Consider the following 11,761-nt stretch of genomic DNA (forward strand, 5'->3'; position numbering starts at 1 on the left):
AGTGACGATCAACACCCAGACGCTTGCCGTCTTTGTCGAAGTTCATCTCGTTTGATTGCGCCCATTCCAGCCCCACCTCGATTCCTTCCCGGGGCAAAGGCAAGCTGGCATCCTGGCGAACGGTAATTTTCGAACCGTCCGCGCTTTTTACGTGTACAAGCGTTTCTGCGCCGAGGGCCTCGCAATAGGTGACTCGTGCTTTCAACGTTCCGGTGCCCGAGATCGTGATATGTTCCGGGCGGATGCCAATCTTGTTGCCCTCAGATCGACCCAGCAAAGTTCCCGGAATGAAATTTGTGGGCGGCGATCCGATGAAACCCGCGACAAATTCGGTCGCCGGGTTGGCATAGACCTCGAGCGGCTTGCCGATCTGATCCGCCACGCCGCCGTTCATCACGATCATACGGTCGGCCATGGTCATCGCCTCGACCTGATCATGGGTCACGTAGAGTGCCGTCACGCCAAGTTCGCGTTGAAGCGCCCGGATCTCGAGCCGCATCTGGACGCGCAGCTTGGCGTCGAGGTTGGAGAGCGGTTCATCGAACAGGAAAACCGCAGGCTTGCGGACGATGGCGCGCCCCATGGCCACACGTTGACGCTGTCCGCCGGACAGTTCGCGCGGCTTGCGGTTCAGATAGGGCTCCAGCTGCAGCAACTTGGCGGCCTGCGCGACCCGATCGGCGATTTCGGACTTATCAACCTTCGTAATCTTGAGCCCGTAAGCCATGTTGTCGAAGACCGACATATGCGGGTAAAGCGCGTAGTTCTGAAACACCATGGCGATGTCGCGGGCCATCGGTTCTTCTTCGTTGACGCGCCGCCCGCCGATCTGGACCTCGCCATCGGTGATGGTCTCAAGCCCCGCCACCATGCGCAGCAACGTGGATTTGCCACAGCCGGACGGCCCGACGATCACAATGAATTCGCCGTCTTCCACGTCGATGGACACTCCATGAATGACGTCGGTCTTGCCGAAGGATTTCTTTACGTTGTTGAGGGTCAGCGTTGCCATTTTCTTATTTCTCGCTTTCCACAAGCCCACGGATAAACAGTTTTTGCATGCCCACGACCACGATCACCGGCGGCACCATGGCAAGGATTGACGTCGCCATGATCACTGGCCAGTCGGCAATGTCGTCCCCCGATGGGAACATCTGCTTGATCCCCATGACGATGGTATTCATCGACGGATCGGTGGTGATCAGAAGCGGCCAAAGGTACTGGTTCCAGCCGTAGATAAACAGGATGACGAAGAGTGCGGCGATATTTGTCCGGCTCATCGGCAGCAGGATGTCGAAGAAGAAGCGCATCGGCCCTGCCCCGTCGACCCGCGCGGCCTCGGCCAGCTCATCCGGCACGGTCATGAAGAACTGACGGAACAGGAACGTTGCTGTTGCCGATGCGATGAGCGGCAGGATCAGGCCCTGATAGCTGTTCAGCATGCCGAAATTCGCGATCACCTCGTAGGTCGGCACAATGCGCACTTCGACGGGCAGCATGAGGGTGAGGAAGATCAGCCAGAAGAACAGCTTTTTCCCCGGAAACTTGAAGTAGACGATCGCGAAGGCCGAGAGCAGCGAGATGGCGATCTTGCCGATGGCGATGCCGAGGGCCATGAACAGCGAATTGCCCAGCATCAGCGCCACCGGCGCGTTGATACCAGCTGTCAAAGCCTTGGAGTAATTTTTGAAGAACTGGTCCCCCGGCAGAAGCGGCATTGGGGGACGGACGATTTCGGGCTGGCTCACCGTCGAGGCGACAAAGGCCAGCCAGATCGGGAAGAAGATGAAGGCAACGCCAATGATCAGACCCAGATGGGTCAGCCACAACCCGGCGCCGCGCTTTTCGACCATGCCAGTTTGCTCTGCCATCAGTAGTGCACCTTGCGTTCGATGTATTTGAACTGGATCACGGTCAGCAGTGACACGATCACCAGAAGGATCACGGACTGCGCCGCCGAGGACCCAAGGTCCTGTCCCACGAAGCCGTCGGAATAGACCTTGTAGACAAGGATTGTCGTCGCCTGTTGCGGGCCACCGCTTGTGATCGTGTGGATCACGCCAAAGGTTTCGAAGAAGGCGTAGATGATGTTCACGACCAGCAGGAAGAACGTGGTGGGTGACAAGAGCGGCCAGACGATGGTGCGGAAGCGCGTCCAGAAATGCGCGCCGTCGATGGCGGCGGCTTCGATCACCGAGCGCGGGATCGCCTGCAGGCCCGCGAGGAAGAACAGGAAGTTGTAGCTGATGCGACCCCATGCGCTGGCCACGACGACAAGGCCCATCGCCTCGCCTTCGTTCAGAACGTGGTTCCAATCATAGCCCAAGAGGCCGATATACCACGTCACCACGCCGACGCGGGTGTTGAACATAAAGAGCCAGAGCACGCCAGCGACGGCGGGAGCGACAGCATAGGGCCAGATGAGAAGCGTGCGATACGTGCCCGATCCCTTGATCAACCGATCCGCCAGAATGGCGAGATAGAGCGCGACCCCCATCGACACGACCGTTACGAGGATTGAGAACACCGCTGTCGTGATGAAAGACGCTCGGTAGAACCGGTCGGACAGCAAGTATTCGAAATTGCCCAAGCCCACCCACTGCATGGACAGACCGAACGGATCAGGGATGAAGAGCGATTGCCAGATCGCCTGCCCCGCCGGGTAGAAAAAGAAAATGGCGGTGATCAGAATCTGCGGCAGCACCAGCAGTAGCGGCGACCAGATCCCTTTGAACGTAACGCGCTTTTCCATGTGGTCCAAAACGGCTGCCCGCCAAGTCGGGGGCAGCCGCTCCTTTAATGCAAGTTACCGGGATGCCTGCTCGAAGCGACGCAGCAGCGCATTGCCCCGCTCAACAGCGCTGTCGAGCGCCGCCTGCGCGTCCTTGTCACCCGACCACACCGCTTCGAGCTCTTCGTCGATGATGGTGCGGATCTGGTCAAAGGATCCAAGGCGCAGACCCTTGGAGTTCGCTGTCGGCTCTTTCGCGGTCATCTGGATCACCGCAATATCGGTGCCCGGATTGGCGTCGTAAAAGCCCTGTTCACGGGTCAGGTCTCCGGCTGCGTTCGTGATCGGCAGATAGCCGGTGTCCTGGTGCCACTTGGCCTGGATTTCCGGGCTGGAAAGGAAGTCGAGGAACGCAGCAACGCCCGCATATTCCTCGTCCGTCTGCCCCTCCATCACCCACAACGACGCTCCACCGATAATGGTGTTCTGCGGCTCACTGGCGACAGCAGTCCAATAAGGCAACGGACGCACTTCGAAATCGAACTGGGCCTCTGCCTTGATCCCGGCATAGCCCGCCGAAGACTCGGTGAACAGTGCACATTCGCCAGCGCGGAAATTCGCACCGCCTTCGTTGCGACGACCGGCATAAATGAACTTGCCGTCCTTGGCCCATTCGCCCATCGCGCCGATATGCGCCACCTGCGCCGCACTGTTGAACGCAAGCTCGGTATCGGTGCCGTCAAAGCCGTTGGATTTGGTTGCAAACGGCACATCGTGATAGGCCGAGAAGTTCTCGAGGTGAATCCAGCTCTGCCACGCGGTCGTCATCGGGCAGCTCACTCCCGCCTCTTTCAACTGGTCCAGAACGGTGCCGACCTGTTCCCAAGTCGAGAGATCAGTGTCGGGGTCGATGCCCGCTTCCTGCAGCTTGTTGCGGTTCACCCAAAGCACAGGCGTGGACGAGTTGTAGGGCAACGACAGCATGTCACCCTCCGGCGAAGTATAGTAGCCCTTGACCGAACCGATGTATTTCGACTGGTCGAAGCCGTCCCCCATCACCGCGTAGACCGGTTTGATAGCGCCCTTGGCCCCCATCATCGTGGCGGTGCCCACTTCGAAAACCATCAGGATGTCAGGCTGTTCGCCCGCGCGGAACGCCGCGATCCCGGCATTGAGCGTCTCGGAATAGTTACCCTTGTGTGTTGCGACGACAGTGTAATCGGACTGCGAGCTGTTGAAGCCTTCGACCTGCTCGGCCACCAGTTCGCCAAGGCGACCGGTGAAAGCATGCCAGAATTCGACTTCGGTCTGCGCCATCGCAGCCTGGGTCGATCCCAGAACAGCCGAGGCGGCGAGTATGCTGATCGTGTGTTTCATGTGGTTCTCCCTCTGTGACTGAACGACCAGGACAGACAACCCATCCCGGTTTCGCGATTTGACATCGCGTTTGGTGGAGCGATCATGACAAAGGTTTCTGTCATGGTCGCTCCACTATGAAATCGGGGACGATACCGCTGGCCAAAACGGCCTTTTCTGCATCTTGCCCCGCAAAAAATCCGTAATCCGCAACAAGTGCGGAGGCGATCCCGACAGTGCGCGCTCCAAGGATGTCGGTGTGCAGACTGTCACCAACCATCAGCACACGAGACCGATCTACATTTCCCAATCGTTTGAAGGCGAGATCGAAAATGTCAGGAAAGGGTTTGCCATAGAATTCCGGACTGATCCCGGTCCGGTCAGCAAGCCTGTGGGCGAAATGTCCCGGCTCGACAGAAAATCCCGTTTCGCGCGGTGCGACAATATCCGGATTTCCGACAAGAACTGGACGTGGGTGCTTTCTGAGTGCGTTTTCCAAAAGCGCCTGCCGCTCTTCCGTCCATGCGGCGCTTCCAACAAGCAGGAAGCCCTCAACCGCGTCATAGGCCGCCGGGTCTTCTTCAAGATAGGTCAGGGTCAAATCTTCGAGGTCACGCAAGCCTGTGCTCCGAGTGGCCATCAGTCCCCAATGCAGGTTCTTTCGACCATTCAGGCCCGCAAGCAGTGTGACGCGGCTGGTGATCACGTCCTCAGCCGCAAAGTCGTAGCCAAGTCGACTGTATTTCTCCATCAGCGCCGCATGTGGAAATCCGGCTGCATTGGAGACGACCAAAACGCGTTTGCCCGCCGCCTTGAGGTTCGCGATCCGCTCGGGCGTTCCAGGGATTGCCGCCTCTCCGATGTTAAGAACTCCAAAGGCGTCCAGTAAGAACACATCAAAGACATCGGCGATATCGGCAAGCGTTGCCACACGCTGGAAGCCTGCTGCCGACGGCCGAACCACCGGCAGCCGATTCCGCACGGATTCGTAAGCCTCGAAGGCGGTTTCGCTCGACATCACCGTCAAATGATGGCCCCCCGGACTTTCGCCGACACCCATTCGCTGATGACAACTGCGGCAAGGATTACAAGGAGAATGAGACTGACTTGAGGCCAAGCGAGGACGTTCAGCGAGGACGAAAGCTGCAATCCGATACCGCCCGCACCAACAAGGCCCAATACCGTGGATTCCCGGATATTGATGTCCCAGCGGAACACCGCGATCCCTGCAAATGCCGGAAGGATCTGTGGAACGATACCATAGGCCATCACCTGCCAACGCGACGCGCCTGTTGCAGTTATGGCTTCGACCTGTGTGTGGTCGATCTCTTCGATGGCTTCATACAGCAGTTTTGCGCAGAACCCGATGGATCGGATCGCAATGGCGATCACCCCGGCAAAGACGCCGGGTCCGATGATTGCAATCAACAGCAAAGCCCAGATCAGGGAATTGATCGACCGGGTGGACACGATGATCAGCAGCGCAACGGGGCGGATGAAAAGAGCGGAAGGTGTTGTGTTGCGCGCGGCCAGGAATGCGACCGGAACGGCAAGGAACAAAGCGATGATCGTTCCCAATGTAGCAATGTTCAACGTGTCCCAGATCGGGCGACCCAGTTGGGTGATGTATTCCCAGCGTGGTGGCGTGGCACGGGTCCAGATGTCATTGGCGATGCGTGGAGCGTCCCAGACGAAAAACCAAGTGGTCGATTCCGAGATGATCTGCCAACAAATGGCAAACACGAGAAGGCCCAGAAGCCAGCCAAACCAACGCACCAGCTTTTCGCGCAGCGTGTGCCGACGCCAGATCTGAGCACCGTCTTTTTCAAGCACCGGCATTACTGCACCCTCGCCCTGATGACGCCCGACAGATACTCCAGCATCATGACGATCCCGATGATCAGGATGAGAATTGCGGCAGCAGTGTCGTACTCGTATCGGTCAAAAGCGGTGTTCAACGTCGCGCCGATCCCTCCGGCACCCACGAGGCCAAGGATTGCACTTTCCCGGAAATTGATGTCGACGCGGTAGATTGAAAGGCCGATTAATCGTGGCATGACCTGTGGTTGCACACCATAGTTGATCCACTGCATCCACTTGGCGCCCGACGCCCGGATGGCCTCGGCCTGTACCTTGTCCATGGATTCAATGTCCTCAGCCAAGAGCTTGGAAAGGAAGCCGATTGTTGCGAAAGACAGCGTCAGGAACCCGGCCAGTGGACCAAAGCCGAAGATCGCCACCAGAAGGATTGCGACAATGATTTCCTGAAGCGCACGGCTGATGGCCACGATGCCGCGACAGATCATGTAAACCGGCAGGGGCGCGATGTTGCGCGCAGCGCCCAGCCCGATCGGGATCGAGATAAGGATGCCCACCACAGAGGCTGCGACGGTCATCACGATGCTTTCCAGCAAACCGCCCCAGATGTCCCCGGCCCGGCTGATGAAATCGGGACGCGTGAACGCGAGAATGAATTGCCAACCGCGATCCAGGCCTTCATAGACCCGACCCCAATCGACCTCGATGGTCATGAAGGCGGCGATCAGATAGGCAATGAAGCCGAAGATCAGGCTCCACCGTAGTACGGGGTTTGTGACAAAATGCGGCTTGCGCCACTTTCTGCCCAGCATGTCGTCCAGTTCACGGTGACTCATTGTGCGGCCTCGACGTCTTCATCGTCATCGACTGCTTCGATGGTCGCTTCCCAATCTTCTTCGCCGTAAATCTCGGTCAGCTTTTCGGGCGTCAAAGCCACAGGCACGCCATCGAAGACGATCTCACCAAAGCGCAGACCTACGATGCGCGGTACGAACATCTGCGCCAGCGCTACATCGTGAATATTGATGATCGCCGCCAGTCCGCGTTCCCGGCAGAGTTCCGTGATCAACCGCATGATCTGACGGCTGGTCTTTGGATCAAGCGATGCCGTGGGTTCATCGACCAGCAAAAGCTTCGGGTTCTGAATGAGAGCCCTGCAAATCCCGACACGCTGACGCTGCCCGCCAGACAATTCGTCGGCACGTTTGTCGGCCATATGCAAAAGACCGACCCTGTCCAACAAACGGAATGCCTCGTCGACATCGCTTTGCGGGTAGCGCCGCAGGAAACTGCGCCAGAAACCGACATAGCCCAAACGCCCGGACAGCACGTTTTCCATCACGGTCAGGCGTTCGACCAGCGCGTATTCCTGAAAGATCATTCCCATTTCGCGTCGCGCCCGCCGCAACGCACCCGGTCCAAGTTTGGTAAGGTCCGTGTCGTCCAGCATCACAGCCCCGCTGGTGGGTTCAACCAACCTGTTGATACAGCGGATCATAGTGGACTTGCCCGCACCGGACGGCCCGATAAGAGCCAGAACCTGACCTTTGGGGACTTCGAGATCAATGGCTTTCAGTGCCTGATCACCGGTCTTGTATGTTTTTGTAAGTTTTTGAAGACGCAGCATAAGAAGGCCCCTAACGCGGCAATGTGACAGGCCCATGACGGGCCTGTCTTTCGTAGAGAATTTGGATTACTCGCAGGCGTACGAAACGCCATTGGCCGCGTCGATCTTGCGGATCACGTCCCAGAATTCCTTGTAGGTCATGGGCAGGAACTGACCTTCGTTCGACTTCTCGAACTCGGCCTTGAGCGTTGTGCCTTCCCATTCGAAATTGAAGAACGCGTTCTTGATCTTCTCTTTCAACTCGGGTGTCAGGTTATGCGCGGTGCCGAAACCGGTCGTCGGAAAAGTCTGGGATTTGTAGATCGAAGTCACCTGATCGGGCGAAATGACGTCGCGTTCGATCATCCGGCTCATCACTGAATTGGCGATTGCAGCAGCGGGGTAATCCTTGTTGGCAACACCGAGGATCGAGTTGTCATGCTTGCCCGAAAAAACAGGCTCGAAATCCTTTTCCGCTTCGAGGCCAAACTCGGCCTTCAAGATCGCAGACGGCGCTTTGAAACCAGAGTTCGATGTAGGCGACGTGAACGCAAGCTGCTTGCCCTTGATGTCGGCGGGAGACGTGATGCCAGAGCCGGGATAGGTGATGATCTCCATCTCATAGCCGAAATTGCCGTCTTCCGACGCCATGATGGTGAACGGATTGAACCCTGCGCAGTTCACCGCAAGAGGGTTGGACCCGGTGTTGAAACCAGCGATGTGCAGACGACCAGAGCGCATTGCCTCGATCTGGGCGGCGTTATTCTGAACGGGGAAAAAAACGACCGATTTGCCGGTTTCTTTTTCCAGATGGGTCAGGAAATCCGACCATGCTTCTTTGTAAACCGCCGGATCTTCGACAGGGGTGTACGCAAAAATGAGCGTATCCGGGTCTACGAGATCTGCTGGATCGGTTGGCGTATCCGCCAGAAGATCGCCGTCAACGTCGCAGAAGCGCTCGTCCAGATCGCCGCGCGGGCAGTCTTGTGCGGACGCGGTTGTGCCAAACGACATCAACGCGATAGCAGATGCCCCCAACAACAGTTTGATGTCCAGTTTCATATGTCTTTCCTCCCATTGATACGGCGTTTTTCGCCGCTTTGTGTTGCCTTCAAATCAAGTCTCTTGAGCGACGATGACCTCCACTTCCGCTCCGTCTAACGACGCCAGAAGATCGCCTTTGGGGCGCGCGTCGACGACGATCGAGTTAAGGTCAGCCATCTCTCCTACATGTGCCAACCCCTTCCGTCCAAACTTGCGCGAGTCGATCAGAAGGTGGCGTTTCGTCGCCCGGCTGAGCATCATCCGCTTCACCGCCGCAAAGCCACGGACCGTTTCCGAAGGCCCCTCGGATGATAACCCGGACGCGCCAATCATACAGCGGTCCACGTTGAACCGTGCAAGAAATTCGAGGGTCTCAGTCCCGATGACTGCCGATTCCGCCGCGAGGTACTCGCCGGGACACAACAGAACCTCAGGAACACCATGGCCGATGGTCATGGCGACTGGGATCGAATTCGTGATCACCGTGCATTGCGTGCCGCGAAAGGCCAGAGCCCGCGCAAGTTGAATGGTGGTGGAGCCAGAATCGATCATTACCGTCTCGCCGTCCTGAACCAATTCGGCGGCCTTGAGGCCGATCCGCTCGCGCTCGTCGACATGGGTGTTCGTACGTTCATCAAGGCCCGGATAATGCCCCTGCGCTGGTGCAGACGCTCCGCCATGCGCACGTGAGATGAGGCCGTCGTCTGAAAGGGCATCCACATCCCGCCGCACTGTCTCGGTCGAGACGTTGAAACGTCGGGCCAGCTCGCTGATACGCACATGTGGGCGCAACTTTAACTCGAGTAGGATTTGACGACGCCGGTCGGATTTTTTGAGCCGGACAGGTCCGATCTCTGCATTGAAATCCTGAGTTTCCGTGTTTGACATTGATCGTCCCGACTCGAATACCTCACCAGTTTTGTGGTCTTTCCTGCATTTTGCAAATATTTTTGTTGCATAAGCCTCAACAGAATGGTCAGATTTTTAGATAGACCAAGAAAAGAAGGTGTACTGTTCAACATGCCTCGACGTAATGCTGGTTCGGAAAACGCGACATGATTGTGCTTGCCGCACAACTTGCAGCGGCAGTGGCGCTGCTTCTTTGGTCGACGCGGCTGATCCGGACAGGTGTTGAACGCGCTTTCATGCCCGAGCTGAAATCCGGACTAAAACGCCTCTCCGGAAACGCGATTTCCGCAGCCGCCGGGGGCAGTTTTGCAGCAATGGTCATGCAAAGCGCAACCGCCGTGGCCCTGATCAGCGCGGGCTTCGCCGTATCAGGCATGCTCGCTGCGCAAACGGCGCTTGCCTTGGTCCTTGGTGCCGAATTGGGTTCAGCCCTGATGACGCGTGTTCTGATCTTGCCCGTCGACAGCATTCTTCCGTTCGTTCTTCTGATCGGGGTTACCGCGTTCTTCAAAGCCAACACCCGAAAGACCAAACAGGTCGGGCGTATCATCATCGGCTTGGCACTTGTTTTCATATCGCTGGGCATGATCCGCGAAGCGACCGCCCCAATTGGCGATAACGCGATTATCCAAAGCATAGCGGCCTACTTCAGGGACGACCTTGTCAGCGCTTATGTGCTTGGTGCGGTTCTGACATGGGCCATGCATTCGAGCCTTGCAGCTGTTCTCACCTTTGCGACTTTTGCGGCAACAGGCCTGATCACAGCACCGGTTGCTGCCGCTTTGGTGATTGGTGCCAACCTAGGCGGAGCCGCAATTCCATTTGCGCTCTTGTGGAATGCCGAGCGCCCTGCCCGCCTTGTCGTCCTTGGAAACCTCGTGGCCCGCGGCTGCATGACGGTCGTTTTCCTGATCATCCTGATCAGCGGCACCGTAGATCTTAGCCTGCTCGGCGGAAACGTGGCCAATCAGGTTGTTGCGCTGCATATACTGTTGAACGGAACACTTCTCCTTGTTGCGCTGCCATTGACCGGGATCATCATCCGCATCGCCAATGCGACGCTGCCCCGCCACATCACGAAGGAGACGCCCTCTCTCAGCGCACTGGACGTCAACGCTCTCGATCATCCGCCTCTTGCATTGGCCTGCGCCCAACGAGAGCTGTTGCGAATGTCGGAGACAGTGCAGTCCATTCTCATCTCCGTGATGCATCTCTTCCGCAACTGGGATGCCGAACAGGCGCGCATGATCGAGCGTCGTGAGGACGAAATCGACCGGATGCATTTCGAGACAAAGATTTACGTGTCTCGACTGCGCGAGAACAACATCGACCCCGATCAGGACAAGAAAACGCTCGAGATCGTGGCAATGGCCAACAGCCTGGAAGAAGCTGCGGATCGCATTGCAACCAGCCTTGTCGGGTTGGCAAAAAAGATGTCGGACGAAGCCATCACCTTCTCCGATGAGGGCCTTGAAGACATTGCTCATTTTCACGACCAGATCGTCACCAACGGCCAGCTTGCGCTCAGCGTATTGACCACCGGAGATGCCGAAGCGGCGCGTCAGCTCGTGGCCGAGAAAGACCGCATTCGCATCGAAGAGCAAAAACTGCAGGAACGCCATCTCAAACGGCTGCAACGCGGGGGAATGGCAAGCATTGAAACCACCAACATCCATCAGGAAACCCTGCGTGTTCTCAAGCAGATCAACGCCGCGCTGACTTATGTCGCCTACCCCATCGCCGAGGAAACCGGCGACTTGCTGGAAAGCCGTCTTGCCCGTCCTCGAACCGTTGGAGGAACAGCATGAGCAAGGTCAAAGAAAAGCCCGTGATTGATCAGATTGCCGCCCTGCCGGTGCATTGGGACAAGAACGGAAAACTGCGTGTTCTCATGGTGACATCGCGGGATCGCGGGCGCTGGGTGATGCCGAAAGGCTGGCAAATGGACGGAGCCAAGCCCTGGCAGGCTGCAGAAATTGAAGCTTTGGAAGAAGCCGGAGCTGTCGGGTTTATCTCGAACACACCGATTGGTCACTACCACTATGACAAGCGGATGGACGACGGCACGAAAACGCGGTGCCGCGTCATTCTTTATCCAATGGTTGTCGAGAAACTCAAACGACGCTGGAAAGAACGCAAACAAAGAAAGCGCCATTGGTTTTCAGCACGAAAGGCGTCGAAGCTGGTCGAAGAAAAAGAGCTGTCGACCCTTCTGCGGGAAGTTGCAGAGAAAAAGAAGTTGGTCGCCATCATCGAAGACATGCGGAGGTCCGCGTAATCACGAGCACGAAATAACC

12 protein-coding genes are annotated in these 11,761 nt (G+C 57.3%); 2 read left to right on the forward strand and 10 right to left on the reverse strand.

Features of this window, described 5'->3' with window-relative positions; all coding sequences use genetic code 11:
• From ugpC to JJ869_RS04635, 10 genes are all read right to left on the reverse strand, one after another.
• The coding region (gene ugpC / locus JJ869_RS04590; RefSeq protein WP_292264899.1) for a sn-glycerol-3-phosphate ABC transporter ATP-binding protein UgpC at positions 1-1,012 on the reverse strand (1,012 nt) is incomplete at its 3' end.
• Positions 1,013-1,016: 4 nt separating this feature from the next.
• Positions 1,017-1,853: a sn-glycerol-3-phosphate ABC transporter permease UgpE gene (gene ugpE / locus JJ869_RS04595; RefSeq protein ID WP_292264944.1), complete on the reverse strand. Its 837-nt coding sequence runs from the start codon at positions 1,851-1,853 to the stop codon at positions 1,017-1,019.
• A 17-nt stretch (positions 1,854-1,870) separates the two neighbouring features.
• Positions 1,871-2,752, reverse strand: coding sequence for a sn-glycerol-3-phosphate ABC transporter permease UgpA (gene ugpA, locus JJ869_RS04600; protein ID WP_292264901.1), 882 nt, complete (start codon positions 2,750-2,752; stop codon positions 1,871-1,873).
• Between the two features lie 54 nt (positions 2,753-2,806).
• Positions 2,807-4,108, reverse strand: a complete 1,302-nt coding sequence (ugpB, locus tag JJ869_RS04605) for a sn-glycerol-3-phosphate ABC transporter substrate-binding protein UgpB (protein ID WP_292264903.1) — start codon at positions 4,106-4,108, stop codon at positions 2,807-2,809.
• A gap of 100 nt (positions 4,109-4,208) precedes the next feature.
• Entirely contained in the window at positions 4,209-5,105 is an 897-nt protein-coding gene (locus tag JJ869_RS04610) for a TIGR01459 family HAD-type hydrolase (protein ID WP_292264945.1), read from the reverse strand.
• Positions 5,106-5,110: 5 nt separating this feature from the next.
• On the reverse strand, positions 5,111-5,926 hold the full coding sequence (gene phnE, locus JJ869_RS04615) for a phosphonate ABC transporter, permease protein PhnE (RefSeq protein WP_292264905.1): 816 nt from the start codon (positions 5,924-5,926) through the stop codon (positions 5,111-5,113).
• Positions 5,926-6,741 (reverse strand): phosphonate ABC transporter, permease protein PhnE, encoded by an 816-nt coding sequence (phnE, locus tag JJ869_RS04620; RefSeq protein WP_292264907.1) that lies wholly within the window; start codon positions 6,739-6,741, stop codon positions 5,926-5,928. Before phnE (JJ869_RS04620) ends, phnE (JJ869_RS04615) begins: the two co-directional genes overlap by 1 nt.
• Positions 6,738-7,532 (reverse strand): phosphonate ABC transporter ATP-binding protein, encoded by a 795-nt coding sequence (gene phnC, locus JJ869_RS04625; protein ID WP_292264909.1) that lies wholly within the window; start codon positions 7,530-7,532, stop codon positions 6,738-6,740. Before phnC ends, phnE (JJ869_RS04620) begins: the two co-directional genes overlap by 4 nt.
• A gap of 66 nt (positions 7,533-7,598) precedes the next feature.
• The gene (phnD, locus tag JJ869_RS04630) at positions 7,599-8,573 is read right to left on the reverse strand and encodes a phosphate/phosphite/phosphonate ABC transporter substrate-binding protein (RefSeq protein WP_292264911.1); all 975 of its coding nucleotides are present in this window, start codon (positions 8,571-8,573) and stop codon (positions 7,599-7,601) included.
• 54 nt (positions 8,574-8,627) lie between these two features.
• Positions 8,628-9,443, reverse strand: a complete 816-nt coding sequence (locus JJ869_RS04635; RefSeq protein ID WP_292264912.1) for a DeoR/GlpR family DNA-binding transcription regulator — start codon at positions 9,441-9,443, stop codon at positions 8,628-8,630.
• Positions 9,444-9,610: 167 nt separating this feature from the next.
• On the opposite strand from JJ869_RS04635, the gene JJ869_RS04640 reads away from it, so the two are divergent.
• Together JJ869_RS04640 and JJ869_RS04645 are read left to right on the forward strand one after the other, a co-directional pair.
• On the forward strand, positions 9,611-11,272 hold the full coding sequence (locus JJ869_RS04640) for a Na/Pi cotransporter family protein (protein ID WP_292264914.1): 1,662 nt from the start codon (positions 9,611-9,613) through the stop codon (positions 11,270-11,272).
• Positions 11,269-11,742 (forward strand): NUDIX domain-containing protein, encoded by a 474-nt coding sequence (locus JJ869_RS04645; protein WP_292264915.1) that lies wholly within the window; start codon positions 11,269-11,271, stop codon positions 11,740-11,742. Before JJ869_RS04640 ends, JJ869_RS04645 begins: the two co-directional genes overlap by 4 nt.
• Positions 11,743-11,761: the final 19 nt, after the last annotated feature.

The sequence above is a fragment of the Marivita sp. genome, from assembly GCF_017643905.1.
Taxonomy (GTDB): Bacteria; Pseudomonadota; Alphaproteobacteria; order Rhodobacterales; family Rhodobacteraceae; genus Marivita.

Coding starts and splice junctions, on each gene's coding strand:
- ugpA (WP_292264901.1), bottom strand. CDS start 2,752: ATGGAAAAGCGCGTTACGTTCAAAGGGATCTGGTCGCCGCTACTGCTG.
- JJ869_RS04640 (WP_292264914.1), top strand. CDS start 9,611: ATGATTGTGCTTGCCGCACAACTTGCAGCGGCAGTGGCGCTGCTTCTT.
- phnE (WP_292264907.1), bottom strand. CDS start 6,741: ATGAGTCACCGTGAACTGGACGACATGCTGGGCAGAAAGTGGCGCAAG.
- ugpB (WP_292264903.1), bottom strand. CDS start 4,108: ATGAAACACACGATCAGCATACTCGCCGCCTCGGCTGTTCTGGGATCG.
- JJ869_RS04645 (WP_292264915.1), top strand. CDS start 11,269: ATGAGCAAGGTCAAAGAAAAGCCCGTGATTGATCAGATTGCCGCCCTG.
- phnD (WP_292264911.1), bottom strand. CDS start 8,573: ATGAAACTGGACATCAAACTGTTGTTGGGGGCATCTGCTATCGCGTTG.
- phnE (WP_292264905.1), bottom strand. CDS start 5,926: ATGCCGGTGCTTGAAAAAGACGGTGCTCAGATCTGGCGTCGGCACACG.
- JJ869_RS04610 (WP_292264945.1), bottom strand. CDS start 5,105: ATGTCGAGCGAAACCGCCTTCGAGGCTTACGAATCCGTGCGGAATCGG.
- JJ869_RS04635 (WP_292264912.1), bottom strand. CDS start 9,443: ATGTCAAACACGGAAACTCAGGATTTCAATGCAGAGATCGGACCTGTC.
- phnC (WP_292264909.1), bottom strand. CDS start 7,532: ATGCTGCGTCTTCAAAAACTTACAAAAACATACAAGACCGGTGATCAG.
- ugpE (WP_292264944.1), bottom strand. CDS start 1,853: ATGGTCGAAAAGCGCGGCGCCGGGTTGTGGCTGACCCATCTGGGTCTG.